Genomic DNA, 21464 nt, shown 5'->3' on the forward strand with positions numbered 1-21464 from the left:
ATTGATTGGAGTGGAAGGTGGGAGACTCCTATGGGAGTAGCGGGAAGGGTGAGACCCCGCAGGCTTGCCGAGGAGGCTAAAGCCTCACGCCCCATGGAAAGCGAGCATCCTGGAACGGAAATCATCAACATTCTTTTTTAACAGAGCATTAAAAAAGAAAAGTATAAGGTAACAGCTTTATATTTAAAAACTAACAAAGTTTGTTAAGGGGATAGTAAGAAAACACATATCCCTACTACAAATTACCATTTTACTTGCTTTAAACCTTATATAAATGGAGATTATAATAAATGAGAAAAAGAATTTTAGTTATAGGTGCAAGTGGAGATATTGGATTAGCTATTGCAAAAAAATTAATCGAAGAAAAACATGATTTAGTTGTCCACTATAATAGTAAAAAGGAGCCACTTAACGAAATAGTAAAACTAGCAAAAGAAAATGATCTAGAATGCCAATTAGTTCAAGCTGATTTATCGAGTAAAATTGGAGTAGATACACTAACTTCTCAAATTACTTCCAATATTGATTCGATTGTTTATGCTTCAGGTTTTTCAATTTTTGGCTTGATCAATGATGTAACTGATGAAGAAATTGATAAATTAACACAACTGCATATAAAAAGTTTAATAAAAGTTGTGAATTTTTTTCTTCCTAATATGGTGGCTAAAAAATCGGGTGATATTGTTGTCATTTCTTCAATATGGGGACAAGTTGGAGCTTCATGTGAAGTATTATACTCAACAACAAAAGGTGCTCAAAATGCTTATGTTATGGCGTTAGCGAAAGAATTAGGACCTAGTGGAATAAAAGTAAATGCTGTAGCTCCTGGGGCCGTAAAAACGAGTATGTTAAGTTCATTTAGTGAAGACGATTTAATCGAAATTGCGAATGAAATTCCTATGAATCGGTTAGCAGTTCCAAGTGAAATTGCAAACACAGTAAATTTCCTTATTTCCGAACAATCTTCTTATATTACTGGCCAAATTCTTGGAGTAAATGGAGGTTGGCATACTTCTTAGGAAAAATTCAATTCGAAAGTTAGTTATTTCACATATTTTACCTTTTCTATTATGGTGAAATCGTTTATTATTAAATGTAGAGTATAAGTAGTTAAATAATAGGGGGTATTGGTATGGAATTAATCGAATGGTATTTTGAGTATGAAATACATAAGAATCGCCCTGGACTACTTGGAGATATTGCTTCGTTAATCGGTATGCTAGGGATTAATATTTTAACAATCAATGGTGTTGACACAATGAAACGTGGAATGTTACTTGGTTGTGATAATGATGATCAAATTACTAGATTTGAATCAATTTTAAATACTATGGACAATATAACAATAATTAAATTAAGAAAGCCAACACTTAGAGATCGTTTAGCTGTAAGGCATGGTACTTATATTCAACGAGATGAAGATGATAAAAAAACTTTTCGCTTTGTTCGCGATGATTTAGGAATGCTTGTAGATTTTATGGCTGAGCTATTCAAAATGCCTGGACATAAGCTAATTGGTATTAGAGGTATGCCTCGTGTTGGTAAAACTGAATCAGTTGTAGCAGCAAGTGTTTGTGCTAATAAACGCTGGTTGTTTGTTTCATCAACATTAATTAAACAAACATTAAGAAGTCAATTAATAGAAGATGAATATAATTCAGATAATGTATTTATTATTGATGGTATTCTTTCTCATAGAAGAGCTAATGAGCAACATTGGCAATTGGTTCGCGAGATTATGGCGATGTCTTCTGTGAAAGTAGTAGAACATCCTGATGTATTTGTACAGCAAACTGAATACTCCTTGGATGATTTTGATTACATAATAGAATTAAGAAATGATGAAAATGAAGAAATTAAATATGAACTTGTAGACCAAATGAATAAAAATGGACACAACTCGTTCTCAATGTTTGATTTTTAAAGTTAGTTGGGGTGTAACTTGTGACAGAATTAGGAAAATTTTTACGTGAAGCTAGAGAAGCTAAAGGTTTATCAATTGATGACGTTCAAGAGTTAACGAAGATTCAAAAACGTTATCTTGAAGCGATTGAAGAAGGAAATTATGATATATTGCCAGGGCAATTCTACGTACGTGCGTTTATACGACAGTATGCAGAAACTGTTGGTGTCGATGTATCGAGTTTTCTAATTGAAAAACCAGTAGTAGAAGAAACAGAAGAAGAAACAACAATTGCTGAAGAAGTAAAACATGAAGAAATTCCTAGTAGAGCAGCAAAACTAAAAGAACCATTAAGCAACGTTAAATCATCTCGTATAATGGATTTTTTACCAAAAATTTTAGTAGCGTTATTGATTATTGGAATTTGCATCGCTATTTACATGATGTTGCCTTCTAAAAATAATCAAAAATCTGCTGATATTAACCAAACTCAATCTAACTCTAGTTCTGAAATAGAGAAACCAGAAAATAATGCGTTGGATCAAGCGAAAAAAGATAAGAAAAAAGCAGAAAAGCCAAAAAATAATGTTACAACTCAGGAGACAACTCAAAAAATTACAGTTGATTCTGCTGCAGGTAAAAGAACAACAATTTCATTATCTGGAACAGATGTATTTAAATTAGATGTAATTGCAAATGGTGAAAGTTATGTCGATTTAAAAAATGTTGATGGAAAGATGTTTTACAGTGGTATTTTAAAACAAGGACAATCTCAAAACTTCGACTTAACAGCTGAAAATGAAGTTACTGTAAATATTGGTGCTTCAAATAATGTTGAGCTACGTATTAATGATGAGGTTTTTAAATATCCAGTTAGTCCAACAGATGCAGTTCACCAAAAGATTACGATTAAAAATTTAAAAATGAATCAATAGTCATCTTTATGATGGCTTTTATTCATTTATTTTAAATTGCTTCATTTTTTAGAAAGTTTTGGAGGTTTTTTACCATGAATTTACCAAATAAGATTACCGTATCAAGGGTTTGTTTAATTCCATTATTTATGCTAGTTGTTTTAATAGATTTTGATTGGGGGAATATCACTTTAATTGGTGATACCATTCCAGTAAATCACTTAGTAGGAGCAGCAATTTTTATTATTGCTTCTGTTACGGATTTTATCGATGGCCACTATGCAAGAAAGTATAATCTAGTAACCAACTTTGGAAAGTTTTTAGATCCACTTGCTGATAAACTACTAGTTTCCTCAGCATTAATTATTTTAACAGATTTTGGCTATGTTCCAGCATGGATCACAATCGTTATAATTAGTAGAGAATTCGCTGTAACTGGATTACGAATGATTTTAGCTGGTTCAGGAGAAGTACACGCTGCAGCAATGCTAGGTAAAATTAAGACTTGGGCTCAAATTGTAGCAATTTCAGCTTATTTCTTACATGACTTCCCATTAAACTTCTTACCATTTTCGATTGCTGATGTTTCGTTATGGGTTGCATTATTTTTTACAGTTTACTCAGGATGGGATTATTTTTATAAAAATAGAGAAGTCCTTCTTAAATCAATGTAAATTAGTTAATTAGGAGGAAATGATATGAAACGAGCAGAAATAATTGCTGTTGGAACAGAGCTACTATTAGGACAAATTGCAAACACGAACGCGCAATTTTTAGCTAAACATTTGTCTACTCTTGGATATCACCATCATTTCCAAACAGTTGTAGGAGATAATTCCGAACGACTAAAAAGTGCATTGGAAATTGCTTCAACAAGAAGTGATTTAATTATATTAACAGGTGGATTAGGACCAACTAAGGATGATTTAACAAAGGAAGTTGTTTCTGAATTTGTAAATGAATCACTTGTTTATCACGATCAATCTCTTCAATACATTGAACAGTTTTTTATAAAAGTAAATCGTCCAATGACTGAGAATAATAAAAAACAAGCATTAGTTATTAATAATGCACACGTATTATTAAACAAAAATGGAATGGCACCTGGTATGGTATATGAAGTTTCAGATAAACAATTTGTATTATTACCGGGACCACCTAAAGAAATGATTCCTATGGTTGAGAATGAATTAATTCCTTATTTTTTAAAAGGAAAGGAAGCAAGTACCATTATTTCAAAAGAACTTAAATTCTTTGGGATTGGAGAATCGATTTTAGAAACTCAAATTCTAGATCTACTTGAAACTCAATCGAATCCAACAATCGCCCCTTTAGCGAGTGAAGGTGAAGTAATGCTACGAATTACCGCTAATGCGATTAATGAGAAAGAAGCATTAAAATTAATTGCACAAGCTGAAGAAAAAATTCGTGAACGAGTAGGACAATTTATATATGGAACAAATGGCGATAACTTGTTTATCGTATTATCAAGAAGACTTAAAGAATTAAACCTTACACTATCAGCTGCTGAAAGTTTGACAGGTGGATTATTCAGTAAAAGGATGACTGATATTCCTGGTAACTCATCTATTTTTAAAGGTAGTGTCGTATGTTATTCGAATGAAATGAAACAAAATCTACTAAACGTACCAAAAGAGATTCTTACTAATAATGGCGCAGTTAGTGCAGAATGTGCCAAATCACTAGTTGAAAATATTCAAAGTCTTACAGATAGTCATATTTCAATCAGTTTTACTGGTGAAGCCGGTCCTTCAACATTAGAGGATGTTCCAGTTGGAAAAGTTTTTATCGGAATGAAAATAGGTAAATTAGATCCTGTCATTAAAGAGTTTCAATTCAGTGGGTCTAGGGAGCAAATTAGATTATCAAGTGTCAAAAATGGGGCAAATCAATTACTTAAATTAATTAATTCAAGTTATGAAAGTCAAGACTTATAATACACAGTAGAATATTTTATAATAAAAAAGCTCGGTTAATTAGCCGAGTTTTTTAATTTTATAGTTATTAAATTGATAAAAATCTAGATTTATAGAGGGAAAAATACGAAACAAGCGTTTCTATTCTTGAAAAAATGACTATAATCACAAAAAACATCGAATAAACGTTCTATTTTTTTGTTGGCAAACGAACAAAAAACAGTTATTATATATGTAAGAGATAAATGTAATCCTGAGGAGGAATCTTAATGAGTGATCGTCAAGCCGCTTTAGATATGGCTTTAAAACAAATTGAAAAACAATTCGGTAAAGGTTCAATTATGAAACTTGGAGAACAAACAGATCGCCAAATTTCAACTATTTCTAGTGGATCGTTAGCACTAGACGTTGCATTAGGTGTTGGTGGTTACCCAAGAGGTCGAATTATTGAAGTATATGGTCCTGAAAGTTCAGGTAAAACAACTGTAGCATTACATGCAATCGCTGAAGTTCAAGCGAATGGTGGACAAGCTGCATTTATTGATGCTGAGCATGCTTTAGACCCAATTTATGCTCAAAAATTAGGTGTAAATATTGATGAGTTATTATTATCTCAGCCGGATACAGGGGAACAAGCACTTGAGATCGCAGAAGCATTAGTACGTAGTGGTGCAATTGACATTATTGTTGTTGACTCAGTAGCAGCATTAGTACCGAAAGCTGAAATCGAAGGTGAGATGGGTGATGCTCACGTAGGTCTTCAAGCTCGTTTAATGTCTCAAGCATTACGTAAACTTTCTGGTGCGATTAATAAATCAAAAACGATTGCATTTTTCATTAACCAAATTCGTGAAAAAGTTGGAGTTATGTTCGGTAACCCTGAAACAACTCCAGGTGGACGTGCGTTAAAATTCTACTCAACAATTCGTTTAGAAGTACGTCGTGCAGAGCAACTAAAACAAGGTAATGATATTGTTGGTAATAAAACGAAAATTAAAGTTGTTAAAAATAAAGTGGCACCACCATTTAGACAAGCAGATGTAGATATTATGTACGGAGAAGGTATTTCTAAAGAAGGAGAAATCCTAGACATTGGTTCTGAATTAGATATCGTACTTAAGAGTGGTGCATGGTACTCATATAATGAAGAACGTCTTGGACAAGGCCGTGAGAATGCTAAGCAATTCTTAAAAGAAAATAGAGAAATACGTGATACAGTTAAACAAGCAATTCGCGAACACTATGGTTTAGATAATCCTGTAATTGTAACAGAATCAGATGATGAACAATTCTCATTATTAGAAGAATAATCCTTACCATAAAAGTAAATAAGTTAGTTTAAAACTATCCAAAATGCGGGTGCTTATTAAAAGTGCCCGCATTTTTTTAGATGCATTACTCAATTGTTAATCTATTATATCCATCAGATTGAAACAGACGGAGCAAGAAAAGGCAGAGAATGCAGGACAATAGAATGTATTACAATGAATTCAATAAAAGACTTTAATAGCTTTACCATACTACTAAGCAGAAAGTAAATTTAAATATTTTTATTTGAAGTCTGCTTAATAAAGAACTTTATTGAAATTAAAAGAGAAGTTGATCGGAACGGAAGGAAGTTCGACTCCTGTGGGAAGTGTGGGATGGCTGAGACACGGAAAAAGCAGGGAAAAGCAGGGAAAAGCAGGATGGAGCAGGAAAGGCAGGAAAATTCATTTAGGACAGTAGGACTGGAACTACTTGTGTGATTTCATAAAAGTCTATAAATCCTTTAATATCTATCCTTTCTCTTTAATCCTGCCTTTCCTTGTGCCTGCTCTTAATGAAAGCGAACATCCTGCAGTGGAGATCAACGTTCTTCTTTTACAAGAGAGTAAAACAAGATAAAAAAAGCAAAAATTTTAATAAAGTTGAATAAAATTTCACTTCATATGTATGAAATCTAGTAAAAATGTAATAAATATTGATAAATCAAGTAAGTATGCGATTTACAATGCTTGACATCATTTGGTAAGAGTTTTAATATTTAAGTGTATATTCTAAAAAAATATTACTTTTTTGTGAACTTTTGAAATTTAAGTGTGCTGTATGTTGATGCAATTATAAATACAATATAACAGCCGACAAAAATGAAACTAATTAAATAGCAAGAGGAGGTGAAATCATGGGTGCACAAACTATAATTTTGATCATCTTCGCATTGCTTGCCACATTCGGAGTCGGTTATGCTGTCGGATTTTTTGTCCGTAAGTCCATTGCAGAAGCTAAAATTAATGGCGCAACTAATCATGCAAATCAAATTATTGAAGATGCAAAACGTGATTCAGAATCAATTAAAAAAGAAGCATTATTGGAAGCAAAGGATGAAATCTTCAAAATTCGTACAGATGCAGAAAACGATATTCGCGATCGTCGTAGTGAAATACAAAAGATTGAAAATCGTTTAATGCAAAAAGAAGAGAACTTAGATCGTAAAGATGAAGGACTTTCAAAACGTGAGTCTGTTCTTGAAAGAAAAGAGGAATCTCTTGTTTTAAAACAACAACAGATAGAAGAACTGGAAAGCAAGATAGAAGGATTAATTGCTGCTCAACAAGAGGAGTTAGAAAGAATTTCTGGCTTAAATCGTGATGAAGCAAGACAATTAATACTTACTAAGGTCGAAAATGAATTATCCCATGAAACAGCAATACTAGTAAAAGAAACAGAAGCTCGTGCAAAAGAAGAAGCAGATAAGAAGGCAAAAGATATTTTATCATTAGCAATCCAACGTTGTGCTGCAGACCATGTTGCAGAAACAACTGTATCGGTTGTAAATCTTCCAAATGATGAAATGAAAGGTCGTATAATTGGACGAGAAGGTCGAAATATACGTACTTTAGAAACATTAACTGGTATTGATTTAATTATTGATGATACACCTGAAGCTGTTATTTTATCAGGTTTTGATCCAATACGTCGTGAAACTGCTCGAATTGCACTTGATAAATTAGTACAAGATGGTCGAATCCATCCAGCTCGAATTGAAGAAATGGTTGAAAAATCAAGACGCGAAGTAGATGAGTACATACGTGAAGTCGGTGAACAAACTACTTTTGAAGTTGGTGTTCATGGTATTCACCCTGACTTAATTAAAATATTAGGTCGTCTGAAGTTTAGAACTAGTTACGGTCAAAATGTATTAAAGCATTCTATGGAAGTTGCGAATCTAGCTGGATTAATGGCTGCTGAGCTTGGTGAAGATATTAAGCTTGCTAAACGTGCAGGTTTACTTCATGACATAGGTAAAGCAATCGATCATGAAGTAGAAGGTAGCCACGTAGAAATCGGTGTAGAATTAGCAACAAAATATAAAGAACATCCAGTTGTTATCAACAGTATTGCATCGCATCACGGTGATGCAGCACCAACATCAATTATCGCAGTTCTAGTAGCTGCAGCAGATGCTCTTTCTGCTGCTAGACCAGGAGCACGTAGTGAAACTTTAGAAAACTATATTCGTCGTTTAGAAAAACTTGAAGAGATTTCTGAATCGTATGAAGGCGTTGAAAAATCATTCGCTATTCAAGCTGGACGAGAAGTGCGTATAATGGTTAAACCAGATACAATTGATGATTTACAAGCTCATAGACTAGCTAGAGATATTAGAAAACGTATTGAAGATGAACTGGACTATCCAGGACATATTAAAGTTACGGTTATTCGTGAAACTCGAGCAGTTGAGTATGCAAAATAAAGTGGTATTTACCACTTTATTTTCTTTTTATTCCACAAAATTAAGTATTTTCAAAATAGCTCCAACTAATACAAACTGGACTTTATCTTAGTTGATTGGCATAGATGAAAGATTCGGATTGTGCTAGTAATGGAGCTTTTCGTATTTTTGGGTAATCTAAGAATAAGATTTAGATGAAATTAAGAAGTAAAGGCAAGTTGGAAGGATGTAACGAAATGAGAATAATGTTTATTGGCGATGTAGTTGGCTCAAATGGTAGAGAAATGGTAAAGTCTAATATTCAGGCCCTTAAAAGAAAGTTTAATCCATCAGTAACAATTATAAATGGTGAAAACGCAGCACACGGTAAAGGGATAACAGAAAAGATTTACCGTGAATTTTTAGAATTAGGTGCTCAAGCAGTAACACTTGGGAATCATGCATGGGATAAAAAAGAAATATTTGAATTTATTGATGATGCAAAATACTTAGTAAGACCAGCTAATTTCCCTGAAGGCACACCAGGGAATGGACTTGTCTTTCTAAATTTTAATGATGTTGAAATAGCTGTAATCAATTTACAAGGTAGAACATTCTTACCGGCAATTGATTGTCCATTCAAAAAAGCTGATGAATTAATTAAAATCGCACAAAAAAGAACAAAAATTATTTTTGTTGATTTTCATGCTGAAGCAACAAGTGAGAAAATCGCAATGGGTTGGTATTTAGATGGTAGAGTAACAGCGGTAGTTGGAACACATACGCATGTACAAACTGCAGATGAACGAGTGTTACCTGCAGGTACTGCATTTATTACAGATGTAGGTATGACTGGTCCTTATGATGGAATTCTAGGCGTAACAAAGGAAGCTGTTCTTAAAAAATTCTTAACGAATTTACCAGTACGCTTTGAAGTAGATGAGGGCAGAGGGCAATTAAGTGGTGTTATCATTGAATTAGATAAGCAAAGTGGCTTAGCGAAATCCATAAAAAGAATTCAAATTAACGATGATCATCAAGAGTTTTAATTGTAATTAAAAGAATAGTAAAAATTTTTAAAAAACTTTTAAAAATTTGCAGGAATAACTTCTTGTTATCGAGAATAGTTTTTATTGTACACAATAATAGCTTTGTAAGTAACAAGGAGGATCTAGGAATGGAAATATTAAAAGTTTCAGCAAAATCAAACCCTAATTCTGTAGCAGGAGCACTTGCAGGTGTATTGAGAGAGCGTGGATCAGCAGAGATTCAAGCAATCGGAGCTGGCGCGTTAAACCAAGCTGTAAAAGCAGTTGCAATTGCTAGGGGGTTCGTTGCACCAAGCGGAGTTGACTTGATTTGTATCCCTGCATTTACAGATATTCAAATCGATGGGGAAGAGCGTACAGCGATTAAATTAATCGTAGAACCTCGTTAATAATAACAACCTGTAGCCAAAAGCGACAGGTTGTTTTTATTTTATTTAGGAAAATGATCATTCGAAGATTTAAAACTATGTATCAACTATAAAATTACAATTCCCTTCAGTATTAGCCTGAAGGGTCGTTTATCGATGTTTTTTATGAATAATTATTAGTTTATATAGGGCTTTTATAAGTATGGTAAAATAAATTAAATAATCTAAAAAATTGGAAGGAAGTTAAAAAAATGAAAATATTCGATGCTCATTGTGATGTCTTAATGAAATTATTAGAAAAACCTTCAATTAATTTTGAAAATGATGAATTATTACAAGTATCCGTGGATCGCTTAAAAGAGGGTAAGAGTAAAGTACAATGTTATGCAATTTATATTCCAGAAAGTGTACATAAATTAATAAAATTTGATGCAGCCCTTCAGTGTGTTACACTTTTTCATGAAAAAATTGCGAATGAAAAAAATAATATTAAAGTTATTCGAACAAAAGAAGATGAAGTTGGGCTAAAAGAGAATGAGATGGGTGCTATTTTGACACTGGAAGGCTGTGACGCACTTTTAGGTGATATTAACCGTCTAAAGATTTTACATCGTCTAGGGGTACGCAGTGTTGGTTTAGTATGGAATTTTGCAAATGAAGCTGCAGATGGGATTCTTGAAGAAAGAAATGGAGGATTAACAAATTTTGGCAGAAGTGTAGTTCACTACTTAAATGAACATAATATGTGGTGTGATCTTTCCCATTGTAGTGAAGCTGCATTTTGGGATGCATTTCATCAAGCAAAATATCCAACTGCAACTCATTCAAATGCAAAATCAATCTGTAAAAATCCAAGAAATTTAAATGATGACCAATTAAAAGCAATGTTTAATAGAGGTGCAATCGTAGGGATTAATTTCTATCCACCATTTTTAGTGGATGAAGGAACGGCTACGATTTCAGATATTCTAAAACATATTGATTATATGTGCTCCCTTGGTGGAGAAAAATATATTGCAATGGGATCAGATTTTGATGGGATCGAGGTTCATCCAACGAATTTACATCATGTCGGTCTATATCAAAATTTAACAAATGAATTGTTAAAACATTATACAGAAGAGCAAGTAAAAGGCTTTATGTATGAGAATTATTCATCCTATATTCATTTCAAATAACAGGTTATTTGTTCAGAATAATAAAAATATAAAAATTAAAAGAATAATTTCTTTAAAATGATTGATTTTTTTGGTCATTAGGTCTAGAATTGAAAGCGAATTAACACATATCAAAAGATGTGTGTTAAATCACTTTCATTCTTTTTATAAAAAAATGAATGATATGCAAAATAATTATCTATTTATATTAATTTACTACGAATGAGGGCATTCAAAGGGGTGTAGGAAATGATTGAACAACTTTCATGGAAAGTTGGAGGACAACAGGGTGAAGGTATCGAAAGTACAGGAGAGATTTTTGCAATAGCGTTAAACCGTTTAGGTTACTATTTATATGGTTACCGTCATTTCTCTTCTCGTATTAAAGGTGGTCACACTAATAATAAAATTCGTGTAAGTACAACTGAAGTTCGTGCGATTTCAGATGACTTAGATATTTTAGTAGCCTTTGACCAAGAAACAATCGATGTAAACTTTTATGAATTACGCAAAGGCGGCATTGTAATCGCTGATGCTAAATTTAATCCGACAATTCCAGATTCAACAGACGTAACACTTTATTCAATTCCATTTACAGATTTAGCGACTGAACTTGGTACTTCTTTAATGAAAAACATGGTTGCAGTTGGTGCTTCAAGTGCAATTTTAGGACTTTCAATCGAAGTGTTCAGAGAAGTTGTAAATGAAATTTTTGGTAAAAAAGGTCAACAAATTGTTGATAAAAACATAGAGGCAATTGCACGTGGAGCAGAAGAAATGAGAGAAATGCTTGGCGTGAATGTTAATAAAATGCAATTATCAGAAGCTGATGGCAAAAAACGTATGTTCTTAATCGGTAATGATGCAATCGCTATGGGTGCATTAGCTGGTGGTTCTCGTTTTATGGCAGCGTATCCAATTACGCCGGCATCTGAAATTATGGAATACTTAATTCAAAAATTACCTCAGTATGGTGGCGCAGTTATCCAAACTGAAGATGAGATTGCTGCTTGTACAATGGCAATCGGTGCTAACTATGCTGGTGTTCGTACATTAACTTCATCTGCAGGTCCTGGTCTTTCATTAATGATGGAAGCAATCGGTCTTTCTGGTATGACAGAAGTTCCATTAGTAATCGTTGATACTCAACGTGGTGGTCCAAGTACAGGTCTTCCAACTAAACAAGAACAATCAGACTTAATGGCTATGATCTACGGTACTCACGGTGAGATTCCAAAAGTAGTAATCGCTCCAAGTACAGTAGAAGAAGGATTCTACGATATGGTGGAAGCGTTTAACGTAGCTGAAGAATTCCAAGTTCCTGTTATCGTAATTACTGACTTACAACTTTCTTTAGGTAAACAAACTGTTGAACCACTACAATTTGAAAAAGTACAAATTCGCCGTGGTAAGTTTGATTACAAACAAGAATTACCTGTATCTGAAAATAAAGAGTACTTCAAACGTTATGAAGTGACTGAAGATGGAGTTTCTCCTCGTGTAGTACCAGGTATGAAAGGTGGAATTCACCACGTAACTGGTGTTGAGCATGATGAAATGGGTAAACCTTCAGAATCGCCAATTAACCGTAATCAACAAATGGATAAACGTATGCGTAAGTTAAACAACCTAAAATTCCCTAACCCAGTGTTAGTGAACTCTAAGCATGAAGATGCTGATGTATTACTAGTTGGTTTCAACTCAACTCGTGGTGCAATTGAAGAAGCAATGGTTCGTTTAGAGCAAGAAGGTATCAAAGTTAACCACGCTCATATTCGTCTAATTCACCCATTCCCAACAAACGAATTAATGCCTGAGCTTAAAAAAGCTAAACGTGTAATCGTTGTTGAAAATAATGCTACTGGTCAATTAGCAAGCATTATTAAAATGAATTGTGGTCATGCAGAAAAGATTTCAAGCTTATTAAAATATGATGGAAATCCTTTCTTACCTAAAGAAATTTACAACACTTGCAAGGAAGGAGTTGTTCTAAATGGCAACATTTAAAGAATTTCGTAATAATATTAAACCAAACTGGTGCCCAGGTTGTGGAGACTTCTCAGTACAAGCGTCTATTCAACGTGCAGCAGCAAATGTTGGTTTAGAACCTGATAACCTTGCAGTAATTTCTGGTATTGGATGTTCTGGTCGTATTTCTGGATATATTAACTCTTACGGATTACATGGTATCCACGGTCGTTCACTTCCAATTGCACAAGGTGTTAAAATGGCTAACCGTGATCTAACTGTTATCGCTTCTGGTGGTGACGGTGATGGATTCGCAATCGGTTTAGGTCATACAATCCATGCAATTCGTCGTAACATCGACGTTACGTATATCGTAATGGATAACCAAATCTATGGTTTAACAAAAGGTCAAACATCTCCACGTAGTGATGTAGGATTTAAAACTAAGAGTACTCCACATGGTTCTGTTGAATCAGCACTTTCAGTAATGGAAATGGCTTTAACAGCTGGTGGTACATTCGTAGCTCAAAGTTTCTCAAGTGACTTAAAAGAATTAACTTCATTAATCGAGCAAGGTATTAACCATAAAGGTTTCTCTTTAATTAACGTTTTCAGTCCATGTGTAACTTACAATAAAGTAAACACATATGACTGGTTTAAAGAAAATCTTGTTAAGCTTTCTGATATTGAAGGGTATGATCCTTCAAATAAAGAAATGGCTATGCAAACATTAATGCAAAATAAAGGATTAGTAACTGGTTTGATTTATCAAAATAAAGAACAAAAATCTTACCAAGAATTAATCTCTGGATACAGTGAAGATGCATTAGTTGAAGCAGACCTTCAATTAGAAAAAGCTCAATTCGAAAAATTAGTAGCTGAATTCATGTAATAAACAGAAAACTCCTCTTTTTAGAGGAGTTTTTTTAGTGTGTTGAAATAGATATAGGTCAATATGAAAAAATGCCATTAAGTGAACATTTTGAAAATAAAGTTAGTACTTTTGAACATCTATTTATCTCAAATCATTACTTTGATTTTTTTATTAGTTTAAACTATTAAATACTAATTTTTAGAAAAAAGAACTCAAATCTTTAAAGAAGATGCTTTTTTGGATTTGGTCTAAGTAAAGGATATTTAAATAGTTTCTTAATGAATACTTATATTGATGAATGAGTTGATTGGAACGAAAGGATGATCGACTCCTATGGGAAATGCGGAAAGGCTGAGACCCCGCAGGCTTGCCGAGGAGGCTCAGGTTTCGCCCCATGGAAAGCGAGCATCCTGTAGTGGAAATGAACATCACTCAACTTCCTTTACGTAAATTTGATAGTTATTTGACAAGCCTTATTTTTCAACAGCGTGAGAATACTCCTAATTTAAAGGAGTTTTTTTATTCATACTATTATCTATTTTATAGAAGGATTAATGAAATTTGTTGTTGAAGTGATTTGTAGTAAGGAGTGTTATAAAATGAAGAATATTAAAATAAGAAGACCAAGAATTGACGAGATAGAAGAATTAAACGAATTTTTTCGAGTAGTGATTACAGATACCTTTCATAAAGAAGGTATAGGGGATAAGATTGAAAGTATTCAAGAAGAAATCGAAACGAAAGGAAAATACTTGGAAAATGATTTTGAAAGCAATGGTGAAAATAGGTATTTTTTAATTGCCCTCGATCACGAAAAGATTATTGGTTCAATTGAATATGGCCAGGTCAGTGAACTTATAAATATTTGTACAAACAATGCCTTAAAAGATCTTATTGAGATAGGAACCGTTTTTGTTCATCCTGACTATCAAAAGAAAGGGATCGGAAATTTATTACTAAATACAATGCACACTACTCTAAAAAAGAAAGGCATAGAAGAATTTTGTCTAGATAGTGGATATATTAATGCTCAAAAAATCTGGAAAAAGAAATTTGGTGAGCCTGATTACTTATTAAAGGATTATTGGGAAAAGGGATTTGATCATATGATTTGGAGAATTAAGAGCTGATTTGAAGGGCAGGAGAAGTAGGAAAAACAGGGAAAACAGGTATATTATAAAAATAACTCAATGGATCTCTTTTAATCTCTTACCCTTTGTCCTACTTTTCTCAAAAACCCTGCCTTATCAGCCTTTCTTTTTTGCGTAAGGCACATTGTATATTGTAGAATAACGTTATATACTTAAATAATGTGTGGACGTTTCAATGAAAGGAGATTCTTACATGAATGAACAACAACGCCTTCAGGGCACTAATATAAATAATTCAAAAGATAAATCAGATAAAGATTACAGTAAATACTTTGAAAAAGTTTACCAAGCACCTTCTTTGGTTGACGCAAAGCGTCGAGGTAAAGAAGAAGTTATGTATGATCGTGGTTTCGAAATTCCTGAAGAAATGAGAAATTCAGGTGTAGGTAAGAAATTCTTAATCCGTACGTATGGTTGTCAAATGAACGAGCATGATACAGAAGTTATGGCTGGTATTTTAACAACAATGGGTTATGAAGTAGCAACATCTGTAGAAGATGCTGATATTATTCTATTAAACACATGTGCAATTCGAGAAAATGCTGAAAACAAAGTGTTTGGTGAAATTGGTCATTTGAAACCTTTAAAGCTTCAAAGACCTGATTTATTAATCGGTATTTGTGGCTGTATGTCTCAAGAAGAGGCAGTAGTAAATCGAATCCTTCAAAAACACTCATTTATTGACATGGTATTTGGTACACATAATATTCATAGATTACCATTTATTATTCAAGAAGCGATGTTTAGTAAAGAAATGGTTATCGAGGTATGGTCAAAAGAAGGTGACGTAATTGAGAACCTTCCAAAAGTGCGTCGAGGCGAAATAAAAGCATGGGTTAATATCATGTATGGATGCGATAAGTTCTGTACATACTGTATTGTTCCTTATACACGTGGTAAAGAACGTAGTCGTCAGCCAGAAGATATTATTAATGAAGTACGTGAATTGGCTAGATTAGGTTATAAGGAAGTAACTTTATTAGGCCAAAACGTAAATGCGTATGGTAAAGATTTAAATAATGGTGAATATGGATTAGGTCATTTAATGGATGAAATCCGTAAGATTGGCATTCCACGTGTTCGCTTTACAACAAGTCATCCTCGTGATTTTGATGACCATTTAATTGAGGTACTAGCAAAAGGCGGCAATTTAATGCCACATATTCATTTACCAGTACAATCAGGAAGCTCTGAAATATTAAAACTTATGTCACGTAAATATGATCGTGAACAATATCTTGAGTTAGTAAGAAAATTAAAAACTGCAATGCCACATATTTCATTTACGACCGATATTATTGTTGGATTCCCTAATGAAACGGATGAGCAATTTGAAGAAACAATGACACTATTTGAAGAAGTTGAATTTGATTTAGCGTTTACGTTTATTTATTCACCTCGTGAAGGTACACCAGCTGCAAAAATGGTTGATAATGTACCTGAGAGTGTTAAAAAAGAACGTTTACAACGTCTGAACGAACTTGTTAATGCAAAATCTGCTGAATTTAATAAGCGTTTTGAAGGTCAAATTGTTGATGTATTAGTAGAAGGAGAGAGTAAGAAAAATCCTGACGTTCTTGCGGGATATACTCCTTATAATAAACTAGTTAACTTTAGAGGTCCTAAATCGATTGTAGGTCAAATTGTTAAAGTAAAAGTAACAAAAGCGAAAACATGGTCATTAGATGGAGAATTAATAGAAGAAACTGTTGAGGTGCTATAATGGGAAAATATTCGAAAGCTGATATCGTTGAAAGAGCAAAAGAATTAGCAGTAATGATTTCTGAAACAGAAGAAGTAGACTTTTTTAAACGAGCTGAAGCTCAAATTAATGAAAGTGAATCTGTAAGAGCTTATATTGAAGAAATTAAGTCATTACAAAAACAAGCCGTAAACCTTGAACATTGGGGTAAAAAAGAAGCGCTTAAAAAAGTTGAGCAAGAGCTTGATGAATTAAACGAAAAATTAGAATCGATTCCAATCGTTCAACAATTCCAATCTTCTCAAGTAGAAGTGAATGGTTTACTTCAATTAATCGCACACACGATCTCAAATGGTGTAACGGATGAAATTATTAAATCAACTGGTGGTAACCTACTAAGTGGTGAAACTGGTTCAAAGGTAGCGAATGGCCCATCAGGTTGCAGTACAGATAGCTGTAGCCATTAATGAAAAAGACACAACTAGCAATTAAGTTTGCTTGTTGTGTCTTTTTTTGAATTAAGATTTATCAAGTGAAGTTAGAAATTAAAATGAAGTGTAGAAGTAAATAAAGTCTGATCTGCAAATAAGTCCAAAGGGATGGCAAATAAGAAGTATGTTTCTGCAAATAACTGATGAAAGGTTGCAAAAAATTAAAGAACTGCAAATAAATTGTGAAAATCGCAAATAAAATTAGTAAAACTGATATTAAAATATAAAGAATTGTAAATAATGTACAAAATTACCATTACCAGTTAGGGTATTATTTCGCTAGATAACAGACAATCTAGATCTGTTTAAATGAAAAGTAGTAATTTTTATTAAAATTCTTACGAAAACACAATATAAATGGATAAAAAATTTTCGACACTACCAATTACAAATGAAAAATTCCTCCGAGATCCCCCTACACATAAACACTTTTATTGAATTCCTCAAAATAATTCTCACCTTTTTGCTTTTCCCTTCCTTTCCTGCTCTTCCTGCCTTTCCTGCCCTTAAAATCGTAATTTTAAATGTTTATTTTTTAAATTCTTCAAAATACAGTCAACTTTATTAGGCTCTCGTCATACAATTTATCATCACATGTTTTTTTAACTTGTATAAAAGAATTTTCATGTCATTAACACATTCCGCAAATGTCACGCATAGAATGAAATGAAAATGGAACGAGGAGGGTCACACCTATGTCTGAACACAGAGAGATTATAACGAAAGCAGTCGTAGGAAGAGGCAAGAAATATAACAAAGTTACTCATACAATCACACCAAGTCATACTCCATCAAGTATTCTAGGCTGCTGGGTTATAAACCATGTATATGATGCGAAAAAAGTAAAAGACGGAGTAGAGGTATCTGGTAAATATGATATCAATATTTGGTACTCCTATGGTGACAATACGAAAACTGAAGTAGTGCCAGAGTCAGTTAAGTATCATGAAGTAGTAAAATTAAGACACCGAGATGAAAATTTTACTGGAGAAGATTGTGAGGTAATTGCGAAATCATTAAAACATCCAAATTGTTTAGATGCAATTATTTCTCCTAATGGTAATCGTTTTATCGTAACGGTTGAGAAAGAAGTATTAGTTGAAGTTGTAGGTGAAACGAAAATCGTTGTACTTGTTGCGCCGGATGGTGTACATCATGACGATGATTTCTTCGATGTAGATGATGAGTTTGAAGATTTAGATCCTGATTTTATTTTAGAAGGCGAAGAAGAGTAGTAGAGGCTAGGAAGGTGAAACTTCCTAGCTTTTTTATCTGCTAAAATTATAAACTAAAAGTACATGGGAATTTTAGGGATTATGAAATAGTCGATTCACTGCTATATAAAATTAAAAGGCTCATCAGTCGATCAGCTTTCTTTATCTTAACTTTCAAACATACGAAAGGATTCGTCAAAATGTGATATAATATGCAAAGAATGTTTTTTGATGGAGAGGATAGAATGGCAACTTATACGCCTATGATCGAGCAATATTTAAATATAAAGAAAAATTATCAGGATGCTTTTTTATTTTTTAGACTTGGTGATTTTTATGAAATGTTTTTTGAAGATGCAATTAAAGCATCACAGGTTTTAGAAATTACGTTAACTGGACGAGCGGGAGGAACAGATGAACGAATTCCAATGTGTGGGGTTCCGTATCATTCCGCAGCCGGATATATAGAGCAATTAGTTGAAAAGGGTTATAAAGTAGCAATTTGTGAACAAGTTGAGGATCCAACCGTAGCAAAAGGAGTTGTTCGAAGAGAAGTCGTGCAACTGATTACACCAAGTACTCAAATGGAAGGTAGATCAATTGAAGATAAGCAAAACCATTATATTTCCACACTAATGGAAATTTCATCCATTCAATATGGATTAGTTTGGATTGATTTAACGACTGGTGAAGGAAATGCACTGTTACTAAATGGATCGATTGAAGAAGCTGTACTTAAAATTGCTGCAACAGGTACGAAAGAAGTTGTTGTGAGTAATGATTTTTCTTCGAAAGCAATCCAAACACTCGAGAAAAGTTTTTCAATTACAGTCTCTTTTGAAGAGAATGACCGCTTAACTGAAGAATTTGTTGATGTAGTAAAAACAATTGATCAGGCAAGTTTAAAATCAGCTGCTGCAAGATTGTTAAATTATTTATCAAAAACACAAAAACGAACACTTTCTCACTTACAAGAAATAGTTGTTATTAACCAACATGATTTCTTAAATATGGACATGTATTCAATGAGAAATCTGGAATTAATTGAAACCCAGCGTTCTAAAAATAAACAAGGTTCTTTGAATTGGTTACTAGATGAAACAAAGACTGCTATGGGTGGACGATTACTTAAAAAATGGATCCAACGTCCCTTAGTCAGCTCAAAACAAATTGATAAACGCTTAACAATAGTTGAATTATTAATGGAAAACTATTTTATCCGTGAGGATCTAAAAGAACTATTAAAAGAAGTATATGACTTAGAACGATTGGCTGGAAAAGTTTCATTTGGGAATGTAAATGCAAGAGATTTATTACAGTTAAAACGTTCATTACAAACTGTACCTTCAATTATCCATGCCTTAAAATCAATTAATCATGATGAAATTGATGCTTTAATAAATGAAATTGATCCTTGTGATGAACTTCAACTGCTTTTAGAAAATGCCATTATTGAAGATGCACCTCTATCAATAAAAGAAGGCAATATTATTAAAGATGGCTTTAACAAGACGTTAGATGAATATCGATTTGTTAGTAAGAACGGCAAAAATTGGTTAATGGAACTTGAACAACGTGAAAGAGAAATTACAGGGATTAAATCCTTAAAAATAGGTTATAATCGAATCTTTGGTTATTTTATTGAAGTAACTCGATCAAATATTAGCCAGCTACCTGAAGGGCGTTACGAGCGTAAACAAACACTAGCAAATGCAGAACGTTTTATTACGGAAGAATTAAAAGAAAAAGAAACGATGATTTTAGAAGCTGAAGAGAAAATGATTGGTTTAGAATATGAACTATTCATTTCAATTCGTGAACAAGTAAAACAATATTTATCAAGACTTCAAGTATTGGGACAAGTAATTAGCCAAATCGATGTTTTACAGAGTTTCTCAGTAATAAGTGAAAAACATGGTTATGTAAAACCATCTTTTACGCAAGAACGCGAATATATCGTTAAAAATGGACGACATCCGGTAGTTGAACAAGTTTTAATTGATTCTGAGTATATACCAAACGATACAAATCTTGATCATGAAACGCATCAATTTTTAATTACTGGACCTAATATGGCTGGTAAAAGTACGTATATGAAACAAGTAGCACTAATTAGTATTATGGCGCAAATAGGATGCTATGTACCTGCTGAATACGCTAAATTACCTATTTTTGATCAAATATTTACACGAATTGGTGCAGCAGATGACTTAATCTCTGGACAAAGTACGTTCATGGTCGAAATGTTAGAAGCAAATTATGCGATCACAAATGCAACGGAAAAAAGTTTAATCTTATTTGATGAAATCGGTAGAGGTACTTCGACATATGATGGAATGGCACTAGCTCAAGCGATGATTGAATATATTCATAATCATATTGGTGCGAAAACACTATTCTCTACGCACTATCATGAGTTGACAGTATTAGCGAATGAATTGGAGTATTTGAAAAACTTTCATGTAGCTGCAAAAGAACAAGATGGCAAAGTATTATTCCTTCATAAAATCTTTGAAGGTGCTGCTGACCAAAGTTACGGGATTCATGTTGCAGAATTAGCTAATCTTCCGAAAGACGTAATTAGTAGAGCGAAAAAACTACTAAGAGATTTAGAATCAAATAATCCAACTGTTATTCATGAAAACTCTGTTTCAAATGATGAAGTTTCTAATTTGGTGAGACAGGAAACAAAAGAAGAGACGGTTAGTGAAAAACCTGTTGAAACAAAAAAAGATGATTTGCAAGGACAATTAAGTTTATTTGATGATGCTCAACCGACAATTAAAGAAGTAGTTAAAAATCACCCAGTAATCGATCAATTAAAAACAATTAATTTACTAGAATTAAATCCGATGGAAGCATTTAATCTATTATATGAACTACAGAAGCAAGTTAAAAAATAAAAGAAGACATTTAGGCCTTCAGTGAATATCCAAAGTCTCATATTTCAGAGTTCCAAACTGATTGAATACGCTTGTCTTTCGAGGTGCGAAACCAGACGAGGAGCGAAGTTACCATAGACGGTAATGAGCACCACAGGCT

General features: G+C 33.2%; 17 protein-coding genes. All 17 read left to right on the forward strand.

Translation table 11 applies throughout. The features are described 5' to 3' along the window. Positions 1-290 precede the first annotated feature (290 nt). The 17 genes from ymfI to mutS all read left to right on the forward strand — a co-directional run bounded on the left by ymfI (position 291) and on the right by mutS (position 21325). Complete coding sequence (gene ymfI, locus B7R67_RS17200; protein WP_088072221.1) at positions 291-1019, forward strand: elongation factor P 5-aminopentanone reductase; 729 nt, start codon at positions 291-293, stop codon at positions 1017-1019. 113 nt (positions 1020-1132) lie between these two features. Then, entirely contained in the window at positions 1133-1924 is a 792-nt protein-coding gene (locus B7R67_RS17205; protein ID WP_088072222.1) for a DUF3388 domain-containing protein, read from the forward strand. Positions 1925-1944: 20 nt separating this feature from the next. Continuing rightward, positions 1945-2838 (forward strand): helix-turn-helix domain-containing protein, encoded by an 894-nt coding sequence (locus tag B7R67_RS17210; protein WP_088072223.1) that lies wholly within the window; start codon positions 1945-1947, stop codon positions 2836-2838. A gap of 74 nt (positions 2839-2912) precedes the next feature. Continuing rightward, entirely contained in the window at positions 2913-3491 is a 579-nt protein-coding gene (gene pgsA, locus B7R67_RS17215) for a CDP-diacylglycerol--glycerol-3-phosphate 3-phosphatidyltransferase (protein WP_088072224.1), read from the forward strand. Between the two features lie 24 nt (positions 3492-3515). Further along, positions 3516-4775: a competence/damage-inducible protein A gene (locus tag B7R67_RS17220; protein ID WP_088072225.1), complete on the forward strand. Its 1260-nt coding sequence runs from the start codon at positions 3516-3518 to the stop codon at positions 4773-4775. Positions 4776-5023: 248 nt separating this feature from the next. Further along, entirely contained in the window at positions 5024-6064 is a 1041-nt protein-coding gene (recA, locus tag B7R67_RS17225) for a recombinase RecA (RefSeq protein WP_088072226.1), read from the forward strand. A gap of 854 nt (positions 6065-6918) precedes the next feature. Next, entirely contained in the window at positions 6919-8490 is a 1572-nt protein-coding gene (gene rny, locus B7R67_RS17230) for a ribonuclease Y (protein ID WP_088072227.1), read from the forward strand. A 215-nt stretch (positions 8491-8705) separates the two neighbouring features. Continuing rightward, positions 8706-9497 carry a TIGR00282 family metallophosphoesterase gene (locus B7R67_RS17235; RefSeq protein ID WP_088072228.1) on the forward strand — a complete coding sequence of 264 codons (792 nt, stop codon included), beginning with the start codon at positions 8706-8708 and terminating at the stop codon, positions 9495-9497. A 128-nt stretch (positions 9498-9625) separates the two neighbouring features. Next, positions 9626-9886, forward strand: a complete 261-nt coding sequence (gene spoVS / locus B7R67_RS17240) for a stage V sporulation protein SpoVS (protein ID WP_044893696.1) — start codon at positions 9626-9628, stop codon at positions 9884-9886. A gap of 230 nt (positions 9887-10116) precedes the next feature. After that, on the forward strand, positions 10117-11043 hold the full coding sequence (locus B7R67_RS17245; protein ID WP_088072229.1) for a dipeptidase: 927 nt from the start codon (positions 10117-10119) through the stop codon (positions 11041-11043). A 228-nt stretch (positions 11044-11271) separates the two neighbouring features. Next, positions 11272-13029 carry a 2-oxoacid:acceptor oxidoreductase subunit alpha gene (locus B7R67_RS17250; RefSeq protein ID WP_088072230.1) on the forward strand — a complete coding sequence of 586 codons (1758 nt, stop codon included), beginning with the start codon at positions 11272-11274 and terminating at the stop codon, positions 13027-13029. Further along, positions 13016-13882, forward strand: coding sequence for a 2-oxoacid:ferredoxin oxidoreductase subunit beta (locus tag B7R67_RS17255; protein WP_088072231.1), 867 nt, complete (start codon positions 13016-13018; stop codon positions 13880-13882). The genes B7R67_RS17250 and B7R67_RS17255 overlap by 14 nt, the downstream gene beginning before the upstream one ends. A 581-nt stretch (positions 13883-14463) precedes the next feature. After that, positions 14464-14994 carry a GNAT family N-acetyltransferase gene (locus B7R67_RS17260; protein WP_088072232.1) on the forward strand — a complete coding sequence of 177 codons (531 nt, stop codon included), beginning with the start codon at positions 14464-14466 and terminating at the stop codon, positions 14992-14994. A gap of 214 nt (positions 14995-15208) precedes the next feature. Beyond that, positions 15209-16738 carry a tRNA (N6-isopentenyl adenosine(37)-C2)-methylthiotransferase MiaB gene (miaB, locus tag B7R67_RS17265; protein WP_088072233.1) on the forward strand — a complete coding sequence of 510 codons (1530 nt, stop codon included), beginning with the start codon at positions 15209-15211 and terminating at the stop codon, positions 16736-16738. Next, positions 16738-17184, forward strand: coding sequence for a RicAFT regulatory complex protein RicA family protein (locus B7R67_RS17270; protein ID WP_088072234.1), 447 nt, complete (start codon positions 16738-16740; stop codon positions 17182-17184). Before miaB ends, B7R67_RS17270 begins: the two co-directional genes overlap by 1 nt. A 719-nt stretch (positions 17185-17903) precedes the next feature. Next, the gene (cotE, locus tag B7R67_RS17275) at positions 17904-18443 is read left to right on the forward strand and encodes an outer spore coat protein CotE (RefSeq protein WP_088072235.1); all 540 of its coding nucleotides are present in this window, start codon (positions 17904-17906) and stop codon (positions 18441-18443) included. Between the two features lie 224 nt (positions 18444-18667). After that, positions 18668-21325 (forward strand): DNA mismatch repair protein MutS, encoded by a 2658-nt coding sequence (gene mutS, locus B7R67_RS17280; protein WP_088072236.1) that lies wholly within the window; start codon positions 18668-18670, stop codon positions 21323-21325. The last annotated feature ends 139 nt before the right edge of the window (positions 21326-21464 follow it).

Source organism: Gottfriedia luciferensis, assembly GCF_002156865.1.
Classification (GTDB): domain Bacteria; phylum Bacillota; class Bacilli; order Bacillales; family Bacillaceae_G; genus Gottfriedia; species Gottfriedia luciferensis.